At 65.5% G+C, this 18,633-nt stretch carries 18 protein-coding genes; 10 read left to right on the forward strand and 8 right to left on the reverse strand.

Going from position 1 to position 18,633, the window contains the following annotated elements:
- Nucleotides 1-57: 57 nt before the first annotated feature.
- Entirely contained in the window at nt 58-318 is a 261-nt protein-coding gene (locus QTL96_RS05780) for a hypothetical protein (RefSeq protein ID WP_289727014.1), read from the forward strand.
- Between the two features lie 153 nt (nt 319-471).
- Entirely contained in the window at nt 472-657 is a 186-nt protein-coding gene (locus QTL96_RS05785; protein WP_047506129.1) for a DUF1059 domain-containing protein, read from the forward strand.
- A gap of 18 nt (nt 658-675) precedes the next feature.
- Here the strand turns inward: QTL96_RS05785 and QTL96_RS05790 are convergent, their stop codons facing one another.
- From QTL96_RS05790 to QTL96_RS05800, 3 genes are read right to left on the reverse strand one after another with little or no spacing between them, the layout of a single operon-like run.
- Nucleotides 676-1,929, reverse strand: a complete 1,254-nt coding sequence (locus QTL96_RS05790) for a CCA tRNA nucleotidyltransferase (RefSeq protein WP_289727015.1) — start codon at nt 1,927-1,929, stop codon at nt 676-678.
- Complete coding sequence (locus tag QTL96_RS05795; protein WP_289727016.1) at nt 1,926-2,576, reverse strand: CoA pyrophosphatase; 651 nt, start codon at nt 2,574-2,576, stop codon at nt 1,926-1,928. Before QTL96_RS05795 ends, QTL96_RS05790 begins: the two co-directional genes overlap by 4 nt.
- Nucleotides 2,573-3,196 carry a DUF1285 domain-containing protein gene (locus QTL96_RS05800; RefSeq protein ID WP_289727017.1) on the reverse strand — a complete coding sequence of 208 codons (624 nt, stop codon included), beginning with the start codon at nt 3,194-3,196 and terminating at the stop codon, nt 2,573-2,575. The genes QTL96_RS05795 and QTL96_RS05800 overlap by 4 nt, the downstream gene beginning before the upstream one ends.
- A gap of 162 nt (nt 3,197-3,358) precedes the next feature.
- Here QTL96_RS05800 and QTL96_RS05805 point away from each other — a divergent pair, with 162 nt between their 5' ends.
- The 5 genes from QTL96_RS05805 to QTL96_RS05825 are packed head-to-tail and all read left to right on the forward strand — an operon-like array spanning nt 3,359 to nt 10,641.
- Nucleotides 3,359-4,369, forward strand: coding sequence for a MoxR family ATPase (locus QTL96_RS05805; RefSeq protein WP_113010278.1), 1,011 nt, complete (start codon nt 3,359-3,361; stop codon nt 4,367-4,369).
- A 25-nt stretch (nt 4,370-4,394) separates the two neighbouring features.
- Nucleotides 4,395-5,333 carry a DUF58 domain-containing protein gene (locus QTL96_RS05810; RefSeq protein ID WP_289727018.1) on the forward strand — a complete coding sequence of 313 codons (939 nt, stop codon included), beginning with the start codon at nt 4,395-4,397 and terminating at the stop codon, nt 5,331-5,333.
- Nucleotides 5,330-8,140, forward strand: coding sequence for a DUF4159 domain-containing protein (locus tag QTL96_RS05815; protein ID WP_289727019.1), 2,811 nt, complete (start codon nt 5,330-5,332; stop codon nt 8,138-8,140). Before QTL96_RS05810 ends, QTL96_RS05815 begins: the two co-directional genes overlap by 4 nt.
- Nucleotide 8,141: 1 nt before the next feature.
- Complete coding sequence (locus tag QTL96_RS05820; protein WP_289727020.1) at nt 8,142-10,211, forward strand: hypothetical protein; 2,070 nt, start codon at nt 8,142-8,144, stop codon at nt 10,209-10,211.
- Between the two features lie 4 nt (nt 10,212-10,215).
- On the forward strand, nt 10,216-10,641 hold the full coding sequence (locus QTL96_RS05825; RefSeq protein WP_289727021.1) for a GNAT family N-acetyltransferase: 426 nt from the start codon (nt 10,216-10,218) through the stop codon (nt 10,639-10,641).
- Nucleotides 10,642-10,668: 27 nt separating this feature from the next.
- Here the strand turns inward: QTL96_RS05825 and QTL96_RS05830 are convergent, their stop codons facing one another.
- Nucleotides 10,669-11,340 carry a TetR/AcrR family transcriptional regulator gene (locus QTL96_RS05830; protein WP_289727022.1) on the reverse strand — a complete coding sequence of 224 codons (672 nt, stop codon included), beginning with the start codon at nt 11,338-11,340 and terminating at the stop codon, nt 10,669-10,671.
- 68 nt (nt 11,341-11,408) lie between these two features.
- On the opposite strand from QTL96_RS05830, the gene QTL96_RS05835 reads away from it, so the two are divergent.
- Entirely contained in the window at nt 11,409-12,536 is a 1,128-nt protein-coding gene (locus tag QTL96_RS05835; protein ID WP_289727023.1) for an NAD(P)/FAD-dependent oxidoreductase, read from the forward strand.
- Nucleotides 12,537-12,551: 15 nt separating this feature from the next.
- Here the strand turns inward: QTL96_RS05835 and QTL96_RS05840 are convergent, their stop codons facing one another.
- The 3 genes from QTL96_RS05840 to QTL96_RS05850 all read right to left on the reverse strand — a co-directional run bounded on the left by QTL96_RS05840 (nt 12,552) and on the right by QTL96_RS05850 (nt 15,559).
- Entirely contained in the window at nt 12,552-13,865 is a 1,314-nt protein-coding gene (locus tag QTL96_RS05840) for an MFS transporter (protein ID WP_289727024.1), read from the reverse strand.
- Nucleotides 13,866-13,938: 73 nt separating this feature from the next.
- Nucleotides 13,939-14,439, reverse strand: coding sequence for an N-acetyltransferase (locus QTL96_RS05845; RefSeq protein ID WP_113010285.1), 501 nt, complete (start codon nt 14,437-14,439; stop codon nt 13,939-13,941).
- A gap of 193 nt (nt 14,440-14,632) precedes the next feature.
- Nucleotides 14,633-15,559 (reverse strand): AraC family transcriptional regulator, encoded by a 927-nt coding sequence (locus QTL96_RS05850; protein WP_289727025.1) that lies wholly within the window; start codon nt 15,557-15,559, stop codon nt 14,633-14,635.
- An 80-nt stretch (nt 15,560-15,639) separates the two neighbouring features.
- Here QTL96_RS05850 and QTL96_RS05855 point away from each other — a divergent pair, with 80 nt between their 5' ends.
- Nucleotides 15,640-16,467, forward strand: coding sequence for an oxidoreductase (locus QTL96_RS05855; RefSeq protein ID WP_289727026.1), 828 nt, complete (start codon nt 15,640-15,642; stop codon nt 16,465-16,467).
- 74 nt (nt 16,468-16,541) lie between these two features.
- On the opposite strand, the gene QTL96_RS05860 is transcribed toward QTL96_RS05855, so the two are convergent.
- A complete protein-coding gene (locus QTL96_RS05860; RefSeq protein ID WP_289727027.1) occupies nt 16,542-17,645 on the reverse strand; it encodes an aldo/keto reductase in 1,104 nt (367 codons plus the stop codon).
- Between the two features lie 94 nt (nt 17,646-17,739).
- Between QTL96_RS05860 and QTL96_RS05865 the strand changes: the two genes are divergently transcribed.
- The gene (locus tag QTL96_RS05865; protein ID WP_289727028.1) at nt 17,740-18,630 is read left to right on the forward strand and encodes a LysR family transcriptional regulator; all 891 of its coding nucleotides are present in this window, start codon (nt 17,740-17,742) and stop codon (nt 18,628-18,630) included.
- Nucleotides 18,631-18,633 lie beyond the last annotated feature (3 nt).

Below are 18,633 nucleotides of genomic sequence, written 5' to 3' on the forward strand. Positions count from 1 at the left end.
GCGGACCGGATACCCATTTCATGCATGTAAGCGTTCAACAATCGGAGGAGGATTGTCATGACGATACAGAGTGGAACACCGGCGGCGGCAGGTGTCCAACCGCCACCCCGCCCAATCGACACACCCGAGATGCTCAACAGGCTGGCCGAAGCGCTGAAAGCCAAGAGCGGGTCCGATCTGCCCCTTTCCTGCTTTGTGGAACAGGTCAAGCTGCAACTCGCCGGCGGCCTGTCCGCCGAGGAGTTGTCGCGCCGCACCAAGGGCCAGAACAACAGCGCCCACACGGATTGCTACCGCGCATGGGCGATGCCCGAGTAATCGGGCAAGCAGTCCGGGGAACGGACACATCGATGATCGCGTGAAACATGCGATCCCTACGGCCGGTGCGACAACCGGCCGGAACCTTCCCGTCCCTGGAGCATTCCCACAAAACGCATAAGCGTCATTGAGAACTCAAGTCAGGAGGAGACGATGAGACTTTTCGAATGTGGAACGCTGGTCCCCGGATGCAGCTGGCATACACGCGCAGCCGACGACGCCGAAGTCGTGCGCCGCGCCGTCGACCATATGAAATCCGCGCATGGCGAAACCATCATCCGCGAAAACATGGTCGACAACATCAAGGCCCGCATCCGCAACGAAGCGAACGCGGCCTGATCATCTGATGCGATCGCCTTATTTCACGCGATCTGAAAGCCGGGCGAGCAACGTCGCCCGGTCGGAGGCGAAGTTCTCCTCCACCCACTGATGTTCCAACGCGGCCAGCGTCTCCCCGACCTGCCGGCCCGACGGAACGCCTGCCGCCATAACATCCCCGCCATTGACAGGAAAGCTCGGCTTGATCCAGGCTGCGGCTTGATCGAGCAGCTTGTTCAGCCGTGCCGATCGAGCCATCTCCGCCATGTCGCCCTCAGCCTTCCCGCGCGCCAGCGCGAGCGCCAGCTTCAGCCGCGTGGTGATGCCTTCGGCGCCATTGCGATAAAGCAGCCGGTCGAAGGCGGCCGTCGACATCTCGTCGTTGATGGGCGCCGCGTTCGCCCACGCCTTGAAGACCGCCGCTTCCGCATTGGCAAGCTTCAGCCGCGCGGCCATCGCCTCCAGCCGCTTGGCGTCGGGCGGCACGATAGAAGCCAACCTCAGCAACGGATCCGGCGTCCAGCCGAGCGCCTTCTCGGTCGCAATCAGCGCCGGGATCGCGTCGATGCCCCACTTTTCGGTCTCCGGCAGAATTTCCGTCAACGCGCCCACCGTACGCATCCACAACAGCGCGCGCCCCGGATCTTCCGCCGACAACAGCTTGCGCATCTCCGACCACACCCGCTCGGAAGACAGCGTCGAAAGCTTGGAGCGGGCCGCCGCGGCCGCCCGCAACCCATCCGCATCCGGCCGCCCAGAGCCGTAATAGGCAAAGAAGCGGAAGAAGCGCAGGATGCGCAGATAGTCTTCCTTGATCCTGGTCGCGGCATCGCCGATGAAGCGGATGTTGCGCTTCTCGATATCGGCAAGCCCGCCGACGAGATCGACCACCTCGCCGTCCTCGCCCACGTAAAGCGCGTTGATCGTGAGGTCGCGCCGCTCGGCATCCGTCTGCCAGTCCGTGCTGAACGCCACCGTCGCCCGCCGCCCGTCAGTCTCCACATCGGCGCGCAGCGTCGTCACCTCGAACGGCTTGCGGTCGATGACGAGCGTGACCGTGCCATGCTCGACACCCGTCGGCACAGCCTTAATCCCGGCCTGCTTGGCGCGCTCGATCACCACATCGGGCGTCAGCGTCGTCGCCACGTCGATATCGCTGACCGCGAGCCCCATCAGGCTGTTGCGCACGGCGCCACCCACCACGCGCCCCTCGCCGCCATCGGCGTTCAGCAGCGAGAAAACGCGCTTCAGCGCCGGGTCGTTGAACCATGCTTCGTGAGCAAGGTTGGTCATGCGTAAAGCCTTTCGTAAAGCGTGCGGACAATGCCCGCGGTGATGCCCCAGATCATTCTGGTTTCATAGGGCATGCGATAGAAATGTCGGTCGAGCCCGTCGATCATTCGCTTGTCGCGAATGTGGTTGCCGGGCGCCATCAGGAAAGAGAGCGGCACCTCGAAGACATCGTCGACCTCGTCGGGATTGAGCTTGAGAGCAAAGCCCGGCTGCACCACCGCCAGCACGGGCGTGATGCGAAACCCCGTCGAGGCCAGATAAACAGGCAGCCGCGCCACCGTCTCGACGAACGAACCCTTCAGCCCGATCTCCTCGTCGGCCTCGCGCACGGCGGCCTGCTCCGGCGTCTCGTCCGCGCCATCGATCTTGCCGCCGGGAAAGGCGATCTGGCCGGAATGCTCTCGCAGCGTCGAGGTGCGCAGCGTAAAGATCACCCGCGCCTCGTCGCCGTCATCGATGACAGGCACCAGCACGGCGGCATCGCGGAGCTTGAAGCTCTCCACCTTGGCGATGATTTCGGGGTTCAGGATATGGTCGCCATGCTCGCGCCACGACAGGTCGACCGGCCCGCCCATCTGGTGCATTGCCCGGCGTCTGAATTCGGCTGCGGAATAAAGCGCGCCGTCTCTGGTCTGGACCTCGATCATCGCGACAGCGCATCCAGCTCGGCCGCCGGCATGACGGGAAAGGTCTCGCCGCCCGAGCGCAGGCAGAACATTGCGACGCCATCGACATCAACAGTCTCGCCCAGCTCCACGAGCTGGTACATCACAGCCCGCGACACCAGCGCTTCCAGGCGACCGCGCACGTGCAGATACGGCTTCAACTCATTGTTATCACCGTGAATGACGAACCGGATCGGATGCGCCTTGCCAGCCTCGATGACATCGCCGACATTGGTGCGAAAGGTCAGCACCGCCTGCCCGTCCCTGACGGAGGCGTTCATCTCGACAGCGAGGAACGGAGCATCGATGATCCGGATACCGACTTTTTCCACAGGAGTTACGAGGTATGTCTTGCCATCCTCATCCTTGCGCAGAACCGTAGAAAACAGCCGCACCAGCGGCGCCCGGCCGATCGGCGTCCCCATGTAGAACCATGTCCCGTCGGCGCGGATCTCCATGTCGATATCGCCACAGAACGGCGGATTCCATTTCTCGACGGGCGGAAGACCGCGTTTCGCATCGCCACCATCGCCCGCGGCGCGCGAAATCAGCGCGGCCAGATCCGCGGCATCGGTCGCTGCGTTGATCTCTTCGGTTGCCATTGTTCCGTCTCTGTTTGCACTTAACGCAGGAATGTCACGAGATAGTCATTCGAAACGAACTTGTCAGCCCGCAACATCTTCATAACTCTATCGGGTATGAGGCACACGTGTAAAAGTCCGACGATTCGCGACGAATGAGATCAGCCGCTGGAGAGATGCCTGATGGGTATGATGAAGACCGAAGCCCCCCTCGATGAAAAGGCGATCGTCGCCGCAGCAGAAAAAGCGCTTGCCGATATCGCCACAGTGAGGAGCGAGGTCGCCAAGGTGATCTTCGGCCAGGAAAGCGTCGTCGAAAACACGCTGCTTGCCGTTCTCTCGGGAGGCCACGCCCTGCTCGTCGGCGTCCCCGGCCTCGCCAAGACCAAGCTGGTCACCACGCTCGGCGAAGTGCTCGGCCTCGGCGCCAACCGCATCCAGTTCACGCCCGACCTGATGCCTTCCGATATCCTCGGCTCCGAAGTGATGGACCAGGACGAGACCGGCCGCCGCTCCTTCCGCTTCGTCAAGGGCCCCGTCTTCGCCCAGCTGCTGATGGCCGACGAAATCAACCGCGCCTCGCCGCGCACCCAGTCGGCGCTGCTGCAGGCGATGCAGGAGTACCACATCACCGTCGCCGGCCAGCGCTACGACCTGCCGACGCCCTTCCATGTTCTCGCCACCCAGAACCCGCTGGAGCAGGAAGGCACCTATCCGCTTCCCGAGGCACAGCTCGACCGCTTCCTGCTGCAGGTGGACGTCAACTACCCGGAACTCGCCGCCGAACGGCAGATCCTGCTCGACACCACGGGTCTTGCCGAAACCAAGCCGCAGGCCGTGCTCAGCGCCGAGCGCCTGATCGAGATCCAGACGCTGATCCGCCAGATGCCCGTCAGCGACAAGGTGGTCGATGGCATCCTGGCGCTCGTGCGCTCCGCTCGCCCAGGCCAGGGCAACGCCGCCACCGACAAGAACGTCGCCTGGGGCCCCGGCCCGCGCGCCGGCCAGGCAATGATGCTTTGCGCCCGCGCACGCGCGCTGTACGAAGGCCGCCTCGCCCCGTCGCTCGACGATGTCCACGCGCTGGCCGAACCCGTGCTGCAGCACCGCATGGCGCTGACCTTCGCCGCCCGTGCCGAGGGCATGTCGGTGCGCGACGTGATCGCCGGGCTGGTGAAGCAGGCCAAGGGCTAAGAAGCTCAGGAAGGAAGCCTCACGCGTGGCATCGATCGGACAGACCGTCACTCCGACCCCAGGCAGCGATGCCCTTGCACGAGCAAGGCAGCGCGCCAGCCTGCTGCCGGATTGCCTCGTCGAGGCCAAGCGGATCGCCAACACCGTGATCGCCGGCTGGCATGGCCGCCGCAAGCGTGGGATCGGCGAGAATTTCTGGCAGTTCCGGCCTTATAGCGAAGGCGAGAGCCTGGCGCGCATCGACTGGCGCCGCTCTGCCCGCGACGACCACACCTATATCCGCGACCGCGAATGGGAAGCCGCCCACACCATCTGGCTCTGGGCCGACATGTCGCCGTCGATGATGTACAAGTCGACCTTCGGCAGCGTCTCCAAGGAAAGCCGTGCGCTCGTCATCATGCTGGCGCTCGCCGAAATCCTCGCCCGCTCCGGTGAACGCGTCGGCTGCCCCGGCGTGATGGAACCGATCTCCGCCCGCAACGCCGCCGAACGCCTCGCCGTCGCGCTGATGCACGCGCCGCTCACCGGCGGCCTGCCCGATACCGCCATGATCCGCGGCTCCAGCGACCTCGTGTTGATCGGCGATTTTCTCGACGATGCCGAGGCCGTGATGGCCCGCATTGGCCCGCTCGCCCGTCGAGGCCTGCGTGGCCATGTCATCGAGGTGGCCGATCCCGCTGAGGAGCTGTTTCCCTATACCGGCCGTACCGAGTTCACCGATCCCGAGACCGGCTCGAAGCTCACCTCCGGCCGCGCCGAAAACATCCGCGACGCCTATACGCGCGCCTATCTCGGCCGCCGCGATGGCCTTGGCCAGAGCCTGCGCCACCTCGGCTGGACCTTTGTCAGCCACCGCACCGATCACCTCGCCTCCGAGGCGCTGGTCGCCGTCCACATGCATCTCTCCGGAATGCCCGGCAAGACGAGCTTGCCCGGCAAGGCAACGCATGGAGGCCAGCTGTGAACGCGCTTCCCTTCGCCTTTGCCTATCCGGCAATTCTCGGCGCCCTCGTGGCGCTTCCCGTCATCTGGTGGCTGCTGCGCCTGACCCCGCCGCGCCCGAAGACGGAGGTCTTCCCGCCGCTGCGCATCCTCGCCACCGTTTTGAAGCGCGAGGAAACGCCGGCGCAGAGCCCTTGGTGGCTGACGCTGCTGCGCATGCTGCTCGCCGCAGCCGTCATCCTCGCCATCGCCGACCCGGTCTTCAACCCGCGCACCAGCTCGATCGCCGCGGGCGGCCCGCTCGTGCTCTTCGTCGATAATGGCTGGGCGACCGCGCCCGACTGGGAACGCCGCGTACAGACCGCCGAGGCGCTGATCGACGACGCCGATAGCGCCGGCCTGCCCGTCTCCATCACCTTCACCGCCGATCCGAGCAACGATGCCGTCGCCGGCACCGCAGCCGTCGCCCGCGAAAAACTGCGCGCCGCCGAGCCGCAGCCGCTCGTTCCCGACCGCCAGCGCGCCTTCGAGGCGTTGCGCGCGGCGCTGAACGGCGTGCATCCCGGCACGCTGGCCTTCCTGACCGACGGCGCAGCAGCCAACGACAACGACGCCACGGTGCGCCAACTTTCCGACCTGCAGCCCGGCCAACTGCGCCTGATCGCCGGCGACGCCGCGCAGACGGTTGCAATAACAGGCGCGAACAACGCCGCCGACGCCATGACCGTCACCGCGACCCGCCTCGACGGCGCCTCGGCCGCCACCCTGCCGCTGACCGCCCAGGACGCGCAGGGCCGCGCCATCGCGTCGGGCTCCGTCTCCTTCCAGCCCGGCCAGTCCATCGCTTCGGGCTCGATCACCGCCCCCTTCGAGATGCGCAACGACTTCGCGCGGCTCAGCATCGACAACCACGCAACGGCGGGCGCCGTCCATCTTCTCGACGACGGCTTCAAGCGCCGCCGCGTCGTGCTTCTGTCCGGCGAGGCCAGCGACAGCTTCCAGCCGCTGCTGTCGCCGCTCTATTACATCCAGCGCGCCCTGCAGCCCTATGCCGACCTGATCGAGCCGAATGCGCCCGATCTCGCGACCTCCATTCCCGACCTGCTGGCCCAGAACCCCTCCGTCATCGTCATGGCCGATATCGGCCGCCTGCCGCAGGAGACCTATGATCCGCTGCAGCGCTGGATCAACAATGGCGGCACGCTCATCCGCTTCGCCGGCCCGCGCCTCGCCGCCGCCCCAGCCGACGATCCGCTGGTGCCGGTGACGCTTCGCCAGGGCGAACGCGCGCTTGGCGGCGCGCTCTCCTGGGCCGAACCGCAGCAGCTCGCCGAATTCCCCAATTTCGGCCCCTTCGCCGGCATGGCGCGCCCGACCGACGTTACCGTCAAGCGCCAGGTACTGGCCGAGCCGACGCCTGATCTCGCCGAGCGCACCTGGGCTAGCCTTGCCGACGGCACGCCGCTGGTAACGATGAAGCCGATGACGTCAGGCCGCATCGTGCTCTTCCACGTCAGCGCCGAGGCCACATGGTCCGACCTGCCGATATCAGGGAATTTCGTCGAGATGCTGCGCCGTCTCGTGCAACTGTCGCGCTCCGGTGGCGTCACCTCGCAATCCGGCGGCGCCACAACCGCCGAAGCGCTGCCGCCCTTCCGGCTCCTGACCGCCAAGGGCGCGCTCACCACCGAGACCGGCGCCGCGCGTCCGCTGATCCCCAACGCCAAGGCCGCCCCTGTGGCCAGCTTCGAAAATCCGCCGGGCCTCTATGGCTCCGAGGAAGGGTTCACAGCCTTGAATGTTCTGCCCGCAAACGCCGAACTGAAACCTCTCGATGCCTCGGGTGTGACGCTGGTGCGCGAAGGCCTGATCGGCGGCGAGACGTGGTCGGCCAAGCCCTCGCTCTTCCTCATCGCCTTCTTGCTGTTGCTTGCCGACAGCCTGATCGTGATGTTCATGAGCGGCGCCTTCTCGCGCCTGCGCCCGGCCGCCCGCACGGCAGCGATGATCGCGGTCGCCGTCAGCGCCGCTTTCCTGGTGCAGCCCAGCCAGTCACGCGCCGACGACAGCAAGCCCGGCGACGAGCAGATCTTCCAGCGGCTCGACAACACCCACCTCGCCTATGTCGTCACCGGCGAGGCCGAGGTCGATCGCATCTCCGAGCGCGGCCTCGAGGGCCTCACGGAATATCTGACCTTCCGCACCACGCTGGAGCCGGCCGCCCCCGTCGGCCTCGACCTGACCAAGGACGAGCTCTCCTTCTATCCGATCATCTACTGGCCGATCTCGGCCACCGCGCCCATGCCGTCTGCCGCCTCGATCAACCGCATCGACGCCTATATGCGCGCCGGCGGCACCGTGCTCTTCGACACGCGCGACCAGTTCAGCGCGCTCGACAACAGCGGCGGCAGCAGCGCCAATGGCGAGCGCCTGCAGCAGATTCTGGCCAATCTCGACATCCCGCCGCTGGAGCCGGTCCCTTCCGACCACGTGCTCACCAAGTCCTTCTATCTTCTGTCGAGCTTCCCCGGCCGCTATGCCGGCAGCCCGCTCTGGATCGAGGCGCGCCAGGACAACCGCTCCAACAACGCCAAGTCAGCGGCAACCGCCGACGGCGTCTCGCCGATCCTGATCACGGGCAATGACTTTGCCGGCGCATGGGCCGTGGACGACAATGGCGTCCCGCTGCTGCCGACCGTGCCCCCTGACGAGGCGCAGCGCGAATACGCCTACCGCAGCGGCGTCAACATCATGATGTATATGCTCACAGGCAACTACAAGACCGACCAGGTCCACATCCCCGCCCTTCTCGAACGGCTGGGGCAGTGACATGACGGTTGATTTCGCGCCCTTCATCCCCTGGCCGCTGCTTGCCGGCCTGACCGTCATCGTCGTCGCCATCGCAGCACTCGCCATCGTCAGGGGCGTACGCGGCGCCTGGATCCGCACCGTCGCGGCGCTGGCGCTGCTCGCAGCGCTCGCCAATCCGCTGCTGATGCAGGAAGACCGCGAGCAGCTCTCGACGGTCGTCCCCGTTATCGTCGACCGCAGCCAGAGCCAGCAGACGCCCGAGCGCATCAAGATGACCGACGACGCGCTTGCCACGCTGAAGGACCGCCTCGCCCGCTTCCCGAATGTCGAGCCACGCTATGTCGACGCCACGGAGCCGGAAGATTCCGACGCCCCCTCGACGCGCCTCTTCAACGCGCTGTCTGCCGCCGTCGCCGACGTGCCGCCCGCCCGCATCGGCGGCGCCATCATGCTCACCGACGGCCAGATCCACGACGTGCCCGGCGTCAACCAGGCGCTCGGCTTCGACGCTCCGATCCACGGCCTGATCACCGGCAAGGCCAACGAGTTCGACCGCCGCATCGAGGTCATCAAGGCGCCGCGCTTCGGCATCGTCAACGAGGAGCAGCAGCTGGTGCTGCGCGTCTTCGACGACGGCCCGAGCCCCGGCGGCACCGCCGACGTGACGGTCAAGCTCAACGGCAACGAGATCGCCACGCTGCAGGCGACACCTGGCCGCGACACACCCTTCTCCTTCAAGGTCGAGCGCGGCGGCAGCAACGTGCTGGAATTCTCGGTCGCCGCCCTGCCAGGAGAAGTGACGCAGGCCAACAACCGCGCCGTTCACGTCATCGACGGCATCCGTGAGAACCTGCGCGTGCTGCTCGTCTCCGGTGAGCCGCATGCCGGCGAGCGCGCCTGGCGCAACCTGCTGAAATCCGACGCCTCCGTCGATCTCGTCCACTTCACCATCCTGCGCCCGCCGGAAAAGCAGGACGGCACGCCGATCAACGAGCTGTCGCTTATCGCCTTCCCCACGCGAGAACTCTTCGTCGACAAGATCAAGGATTTCGACCTGATCATCTTCGACCGCTACCAGCATCGCGGCGTGCTGCCGATCCTCTACTACGATTACATCGCCCAATATGTCGAAAACGGCGGCGCGCTGCTGATCGCAGCCGGTCCCGAGCATGCCGGCCCGGATTCGATCGCGCTGACGCCGCTCTCCTCGGTTCTCCCCGCCGCTCCGACCGGCCAGATGGTCGAAAAGGCCTTCTATCCGCGCCTCTCCGACGAGGGCAAGAAGCACCCCGTGACCCGTGGCCTTGATGGCTCCACCGACGAACCGCCGCATTGGGGCCGCTGGTTCCGCTCGGTCGGCGTCGAGCCGCCACAGGGCGAGACCGTCATGGTCGGCGCCGACAACAATCCGCTCCTAGTGCTGAACCGCGCCGGCCAAGGCCGCGTCGCCATGCTCCTGTCCGATCAGGGCTGGCTCTGGGCCCGTGGCTTCGAAGGCGGCGGCCCACACGTCTCGCTCTATCGCCGCGTCGCCCACTGGCTGATGAAGGAACCGGCGCTGGAAGAAGAAGCGCTGACCGCCCGCGCCTCCGGCCGCACGCTCGAGATCACCCGCCAGACCATCGGCGACAATCCCGGCAACGCCGCCGTGCGTTACCCCTCCGGCAAGACCGAGACGCTGCCGCTCGTCCAGTCCGAGCCCGGCCTCTTCAAGGCCGAGAAGCGCATGGACGAAATCGGCCTGTTCGAAATCCGCAACGGTGAAATGAGCACGCTCGTGCATGTCGGCGCCGTCGATGCGCCGGAGTTCAAGGCGATGATCTCGACGCCTGACGTACTGAAGCCGATATCGGACAAAACGAGAGGCCTCGTCGCCCGCGTCTCGGATACCGACGGCAATGTCGAGATCCCGCCGATCCTGCCCGTACGCGGCCAGATCCGCGTCGCCGACAACGACCGCATGCAGATCCGCCTGACCAACGAGACCGTGCTGAAGGGCATCAACACGCTGCCGCTCTTCGCGGGCTTCGCCGGCGTCGGCATCCTGCTGCTCGCCTTCGGCGCCATGTGGTGGCGCGAGGGCCGCTAGAGCAATGCCGCAACTCGAACTGACCGCCACGCCCTCCCCCGATGACCTCGCGGTCATCGGAGAGACCCTCACAGCCTTCAACCACGCCGACGTCGGCCCGGCCGATCGCCGGACACTGGCGGTGCTCATCCGCAACGAGGATGGAAAAGTAATCGGCGGCCTCTCCGGCTACACCGCCTGGGGCTGGCTCTTCACGCAGCTGCTCTTCATCCCCGAGAAACAACGCGGCACCGGCCTCGCCGGCCGCCTGCTCTCGATGGCCGAACAGGAAGCCGCCAATCGCGGCTGCCACGGCGCCTGGATCGACACCTTCAGCCCAACGGCGCTCAAGGCCTATCTGAAACAGGGATACGAAATCTTCGGCGAATTGCCGGAATTCCCGAAGGGCCGTACGCGGACGTTTCTGCGCAAGGCGCTCGGCCAGTCCTGAACCTCATCGCGCAATGCGGACTCCAGACTAGCGGCGGGCGATGCCGTTGAGGATGAAGTCGATGCCAGCAAGAAAATCCGCCCGGTCATCGTGAGCAGGCAGTCGCGCCGCCATGCTGTTCGTGAACGGGTACCCCGCAGGGTCCAACTTCGACCACACGGACGACATTTCTCCAAGGAAATCAGCCCGGTCGAGGTTGCGCTCCCGAGCCAGCTGCGCGTTGGCGGCGTTCTGACCGCTGACGCCGAGAATGTAGCTCAACAACGCCGATACCGCTGCCCACTGCACGTCATCAGGCACGCCGAGCGCGCGAACCTGCTGGCCGACGCGCTCGAGAATCCGCACCGTCGGCAATTGCCCCGCAGCCCGCGCGAGCGTCGCTCCGACCCACGGATGCGCGTCGATCGCATCGAACATGTGGAGCGCGAGCGCGCGGATCGCCGCGTCCGGGACCGCGTTTTCCGGCAGCCCACCCAGCGTCCGGGCAACGATGGCGTCGCAGGCGGCAATGAGCAGATCGTCCTTGCTGTCGATATGCCAGTAGATGGCCCCTGCGCCGGTTTCGAGCCGCTGTGACAAGGCCTTGAATGTCAGTGCGCCCTCTCCGCTGCTGTCCAGGATCGCAATCGCCGCTTCGACGATGCGCTCCCGTGAAAGCGAATCTTCCCGCCGCTGCTTGCCATGAGCCGTTTTTATCATGTCTCACCTTGACATGAATGGAACGATATTCCAACTATGGAATGACATTCCATAGTCGAGGAAGAAGAATGAACACTTCAATTTCAATCATCGGGGCCGGCCTCGGCGGACTGATGCTTGCCCGCGTTCTCCACGTTCACGGGATCGCTGCGACCGTTTATGAGGCCGAGGCATCGGCAGAGGCCCGCGCGCAAGGCGGCATGCTCGATATCCACGAGTACAACGGCCAGGCCGCACTGAAGGAAGCTGGTCTCTACGAGCAGTTCCTCGAGATCATCCACCCCGGTGGGCAAGCGTCGCGGGTCCTCGACAAGAACGGCATCGTTCTCCGGGACGATCCCGACGACGGCACCGGCGGTCGCCCCGAAGTGCACCGCGGCGACCTGCGCCGCATCCTCCTGAACGCCGTTCCCGCCGATACCATCCGCTGGGGAAGCAAGCTCATCGAAGCGGCGCCGCTCGGCGGCGGCCGGCACGCTTTGGCCTTTGCCGACGGATCGACGGTCGTGACCGATCTCCTCGTCGGAGCCGACGGCGCCTGGTCGAGGGTTCGTCCGCTTCTCTCCGACGCGAAGCCGACCTACGCCGGCACCGCGTTCATCGAGACATACCTGCTCGACAGCGACACGAAGCACAGCGCGAGTGCCAAGGCCGTCGGCGGCGGCGCCATGTATGCGCTGGCACCGGGCAAAGGCATCACTGCCCATCGCGAGCCGAGTGGCGTGTTGCACACCTACGTGCAATTGAACAAGCCGCTGGACTGGTTCGCCCGGATCGACTTTTCCGACCGGGAAACTGCCTTGGCGCGGATCGCCGAGGAGTTCGACGGCTGGGCGCCCGAGCTGACCGCCCTCATTACCGATGGAGAGACCGGCCCCGCGCTGCGCCCGATCCATGCGCTGCCAAGCGACCACAAATGGCAGCGGGTACCGGGCGTGACCCTGCTCGGCGACGCCGCGCACCTGATGTCGCCATCCGGCGAAGGCGCCAATCTCGCCATGTTCGATGCCGCCGAACTTGCCAAGGCGATCGCGGCCAATCCGAACGATATCGAGGCGGCACTGATGGCCTACGAGGCCGACCTTTTTGTCCGCAGCGCAGCGGAAGCGTCAGAGTCAGCGGAGATCCTGAAGATGTGCCTCGGCCCTGAAGCGCCCGATAGCCTGGTCAATTTCTTCAGCGCCAAGAAAGCCTGACCAGCCGCTCCGGGACTAGTTCAGCGCCACTTGCCGCGTCTCCGAATCGATCGCCACCGCCGCCAGCGCCGAGACGACGAGGAAGCCGGCGAAGAGGCCGATCGCAACGCCGAGCCCTTCGGAGACGACAAGCGCCATCAGCGACGGCGCGAGAAGACCGCCAAGTCGCGCGACGGCACCCGCCGTGCCCATGCCGGTCGCCCGCACCGCGGTCGGGTAGAGTTCCGGCGTATAGGCGTAGAGCGCGCCCCACGTGCCGAGCAGCGCGAAGCTCATGATCAGCAGCGACGCACCGACCATGATATCGACGCTGGAGACGACGAACAGCAGGCAGCCCGCCGCCGACAGAAGGCAGAAGCCGATCAGCGTCGGCTTGCGGCCCCAGGCCTCGACGCCATAGGCGGCGAGCGCATAGCCGGGGATCTGCGCCAGCGCCACGAAAACCAGGAAGCCGTAACCCCGGACGAAGCCGAAGCCATCGCCCGCAAGCTTCGCCGGCATCCAGGTGAAGACGCCGTAATAGGAGACCGACACAAGGAACCAGATCGCCAGGATCATGACGGTGCGACGGCGAAGCGCGCCCGAAAACACGCCTTCGGAGGCAGCATGCGACGGCGAGACCAGCTCGTCGTCGGCACCAAGTGCCGGCTTGCCATTCGCCACAAGAACCCGGTTGATGGTCTTCTTCGCCTCCTCCCCGCGACCGCCGCGCAAGAGATAGAGCGGCGATTCCGGCACGAAGAGGCGCAGCCCCAGCCCGAGGATGGCGGGCACCGCCGTCACCGCGAAAATGTAGCGCCAGGCATCCTGAACGCCCGCGACACTGGCAGCCCACGCCGCAAGCGCCACGATCAGCGTCCCGATCGCCCAGAAACCCTCCAGCGCCACCAGCCAGCGGCCGCGGCTTTTAGACGGCAGGAACTCCGCCATCATCGCATAATCGACCGGCAGCGTGCCGCCGACGGCCACACCGGTGAGAAAGCGCAGGACAAGCAGGATGGTGAAACTCGGCGCGAAAACCGACAACGCCCCGAACACCGCGTCGCAGGCAACGGTAAGCAACAGCACATTGCGCCGCCCGACCTTGTCGGCCAGCCGGCCGAAGGCGTACGCGCCGATGAGCATGCCAAGGAAGAACAGCGTCCCCGTCTGCAGCGCCTGCGGCACCGTCAGCCCGAAACTCGCGGCGATCGAGGCGGCGGTGAAGCCGACTGCCAGCACCTGCATCGCATCCGCCGTCCAGACGAGACCAAAAATGCCGAGAAGCCGCCGCTGAAACGGTCCGGTCCCCGCGCGATCCAGCGCCTCGTCGATTGAAATGCGCGCCATGCCTTCTCCCCCTCAAGCATCTGAAAGACCACCAAAACCGGCGACCCTAAGATAGCTCAATAGAACAGATGGTCTATTTGCGCCAGCCGATTAAGCCCTTCAGCCGGCCATGCACGTCCTCGCCGAGCGGCACAACAAGCACACGGCCCGGATCGACCGGTCCCGGGAAGGTCAGCGCGTTATAGGCGACCTTCTCGAAGCCGAGCGGTCCGTAATAGGGCGGATCGCCGACGAGAATGACGGCCTCGGACCCCTTGCGCTTGGCCGCTTCCACCGCGATCCGCACCAGTTCCCGGCCGATGCCGCGGTTCTTGTGCGAGGGGCGAACGGCGAGCGGCCCCAGCAGATGGCCGGGCACATCGCCGGCCATGACGGGTGTCATCCGGACGGAGGCGATCGTCTCGCCGTCATCGGCGCAGATGAAGGAGAGCGACAGGTCATGCGGCCCCTGCTCGCGAATGCGCGCGGCGGCACGAGTGTGCCGGCCTGGGCCAAATGCTTCTTCGTTGATGTGTTCGATAGCGGCGTCGTGCGACGCGTCCTCAGTGAGGTAGACCAGATCGTGCTTGTGCATGAAGAGACAGAAACCGGATAGACAAAATGATGGGTTCTCGAACACGCCCTTGGGCGTTCGGGAGCATCAGCGTCGTCGCAGGGTTCTGGATGCGGACATCAAATCGGGTTCCTGAAATCGTGGAAAGGCCGATAGCAGGAAAAAAATCGGTCGTCTATGGGAAAAGATAGCCGCCCCCGCCCCGGAATGAAACTCAGACGATTTCGCCGAGGTGATGGCGCACCCACATCGCCTCCTCCGATGCGGTCCGCCCGAAATGCCGCTTGAAGTCGCGGCTGAACTGCGCCGGGCTCGCATAGCCGACCGAGACCGCGATCTCCGCGATCGTGCTGCTGTGGCGGGCGATCATCAGCCGCGCCTCGTGAAGCCGCATCGCCTTCACATACTGCATCGGGGTGCTGCCGGTCAGTTCCTTGAAGCGAAGATGATAGGATGGAATGCTCATGCCTACTTGCCTGGCCAGATCGGCGATCGATATCTCCGCGCCGTAATTCTCCCGCAGCCAGCCCAGGCTCTGCACCACTTTGCCGGACGCCCCCTGCCGTTTAAGGGCGGCAATCATCGCTCCGCCTTGCGGGCCCATCAGTACCCGGTAATGCAATTCCCGCATAAGCCCATCGCCGAGAACCGCCACTTCTGCAGGTGTCTGAAGCGCAGTCAAAAGCCGCAGCAGCACATCTTCGATGTCGGGTGACATCCTGCTGGACGTCAAACCGCGCGGCTTCTCGTCCGCCAGTTCGCCATGGGCCTCCAGCCGCATGGCGATCTCGGCCGCCATCTGCATGTCGAAATCGACATAGACGGCAAGCAGCGGCCGCTCGGGGCTGGCGGTCGACCGCATCCGGAAGGGAACGGGAACCGACACCGCCAGATAGTGATCCTCGTCGTAGAGATAGACCTCCCCTTCGAGCATGCCCTGCTTGCTTCCCTGCAGCACGAAAACCGCCCCCGGCTTGTAGAGCACGGGGATGTCGTGAAGCACCGCCTCCGTCCGCAGCAAGCGCACCGAGGGCAGCACGGTCAGATTATATCCCTGCGCGGGAGCAAGCGCCCCGGCGAGTTCCACCAGCCTGCGGCGCGCCGAGCCATCACGCTCCATCTTGATAGGATTTGGCAACATACTCAGACAATCCGCAATCGAAACAGCCAGATTCCAAGATTATTTATCAATCCGCACAATATCAAGGAGACCTGTTGATCATGTCACGCAAGACCATATTCATCACCGGCGCCAATTCCGGCTTCGGCCTCGCCATTGCTGCTCGCGCCGTGAAAATGGGCCACAAGGTCATCGGTACCGTCCGCTCCGAGGCCTCGCGCCAAACCCTGGCCGAAGCGCTGCCCGGCGTCATCACCACCCTTTGCGACGTCACCGATTTCGACCGCATCCCCGATGTCGTCGAGAAAGCCGAAGACGATCACGGCCCGATCGATATCCTCATCAACAACGCCGGCTACGGCCATGAAGGGGTGCTTGAGGAGTCTCCGATCGAAGAGATGCGCCGCCAGTTCGACGTCAACGTCTTTGGCGCCGTCGCGGTCGCCAAGGCCTTCCTCCCCCGCTTTCGCGAGCGCCGCCGGGGTTTCATCGTCAATGTCACCTCGATGGGCGGCATGATCACCATGCCCGGCATCGCCTACTACTGCGGCAGCAAGTTCGCGCTGCAGGGCATATCGGCGGTGATGCGCGCCGAGATGGCGCCCTTCGGCGTGCATGTCACCGCCCTTTGCCCCGGCTCATTCCGAACCGATTGGGCCGGACGTTCCATGGTCAGGACGGAAAGGTCCATCGCCGACTACGACGCCATCTTCGACCCGATCCGCACCGCGCGGCAGGAAAAAAGCGGCAAGCAACTGGGCGACCCCGACAAGCTTGCCGCAGCCGTGCTCACTTTGATCGAGGCCGACGCACCGCCGCCCCAACTGCTGCTTGGCAGCGATGCCCTGAAGCTGGTCTCCGAGCGCGTTCGCGAGCTGCAGCAGGAGATCGAGGAGTGGAAAGCCCTGACCATCTCGACGGATGGCTGATCGCGTCTTGAACCTGCCAATCGCGACCAGCCTGCGCTATGTTGCGCTCGACCAAGGGCCGAGGGCGGGCGCTGTCATCCCCTCGGCCAGCCCTCGACCGTCTGGCCGCCGAACAGCCGGCTGGTCGGCATCTGGAAGATGAAATAGGGGTTGAGCAGCGGCAGCGCGCTTGCCTGCTCCAGCCTCTCCAGCATCGCCTCGTCGAGATCAACATCCAGCGAAGCGATGTTCTGCTGCAGCTGCTCCACCCGGCTGGCGCCGATCAGCACCGACGAGACACCGGCGCGCCGCGCCACCCAGGCAAGCGCCACCTCGGCTGCCGACCGGCCGACCTCTTCCGCGACCGACGTCACGACATCGACCACATCGAAGTTGCGCTCGGTAAACAGCATGCCGCCGAAAGGATTGTCACCGTTCAGCCGGCCATTGCTGCCGCTTTCCGATGTCTCCGAGGTCTTGTCCGGCAAGGCGGTGGCGCGCCCGGCCTCGGCCAGCATCTCGCGGCCGTATTTGCCGGTCAAAAGCCCCGCCGCGAGCGGGCTCCAGGGCACCATGCCAAGCCCGAATTCGGCGCCGGCGGGCATGAGGTCGAGCTCGACGCCACGATCGATCAGCGAATAGGCATATTGCAGGCCGATCGGCTTCGGCAGCCCATGCGCCTCGGCAAGCGTCGCGATCCGCGCTACATACCAGGCGGGCGTGTTGGAAAAGCCGTAATGCAGGATCTTGCCGGCGCGCACGGCGTCGGAGAGCGTCTGCAGAACTTCATCGGCCGGCGTCGTCTGGTCCCACACATGCATCCAGTACATGTCGATATAGTCGGTGCGCAGCTTCTTCAGCGAGCCCTCGATGCCGAGGCGGATGTTCTTCGCCCCGTTGCCGCCCCAGAGCGGCGTGCCCGCGCCGCGCGGAAATCCCGATTTGGTCGCCACCACCAGCCGGTCGCGCCGCCCGCTGTCGGATAGAAACGCGCCGAGCATCTCCTCGCTCTTGCCCGCCGAATAGATGTCGGCCGTATCGATGAAATTGCCGCCGGCATCGACATAGGCGTCGAACAGCGCACGCGAGGTCTGCTCATTGGCGCCCCATCGCCCGGCGCCGAAGGTCATGGTGCCAAGCGCCAGCGGGCTGACGATCAGTCCCGAGCGTCCGAGGGTGCGATAGCTGGTAAGGTCCATATCCGTGCTCCTTGTTCACACCCACCATTTAGGCCGACGCACTCCACGGGATTAGCGGTTGCCCGTCGCATGAACTTGTGAGCAAAATGCAGCAATGGAACGCGGAACGCTCAACGATCTCCTCGCCTTCGCCGCCGTCGCCCGCGAGCGCAGCTTTACCCGCGCAGCCGCCGTCCTCGGCATGTCGCCCTCGGCGCTCAGCCACGCGATGCGCGGGCTGGAGGAGCGGCTGGGCGTCCGCCTGCTTGCCCGCACCACCCGCAGCGTGGCGCCGACCGAGGCCGGCGAGCGGCTTCTGCAATCGCTCAACCCGGCGCTCTCGGATATCGAAGGCGGCCTCGACGCGCTGGCCGAATGGCGCGACAACCCCTCCGGCACGGTTCGCATCACCACCTTCGCCTATGCCGCCAGGATGGTGCTGGTGCCGAAGCTCCCCGCCTTCCTGCTCGCCCATCCCGATATCAACGTCGAGGTGATCATCCAGGACGGACTGACGGATATTGTCGCCGCAGGCTTCGATGCCGGCATCCGCCTCGGCGAAACGGTGGCGAAGGACATGATCGCGGTCCGCGTCGGGCCTGAACTGCGCACCGTTGTCGTCGGCACGCCTTCCTACTTCGCCCGCATCCCGCCGCCGGAAACGCCCTACGATCTCGAACGCCACGCCTGCATCGGCTACCGGCTGACGACCTCGGGCGGGCTGCTCCCCTGGGAGTTCGAAAAGGACGGCAAGGAAATCAAGATCCGCACCAGCGGCCCGCTTATCGTCAATGATGGCGAGCTTCCGGCGGCCGCCGTTCGCGCCGGCGTCGGGCTTGGCTATATGATGGAGCACGACGTGGCCGACGAGATCGCGTCGGGCGCGCTGGTGCAGGTGCTTAACGACTGGTGCCCGCCCTTCCCCGGCTTCCACCTCTATCACCCGAGCCGCCGCCAATCACCGCCGGCGCTGCGCGCGCTGATCGCCGCTTTGAGCGTCAAGTAGCAA

Source organism: Rhizobium sp. S163 (genome assembly GCF_030380805.1).
GTDB lineage: Bacteria > Pseudomonadota > Alphaproteobacteria > Rhizobiales > Rhizobiaceae > Rhizobium.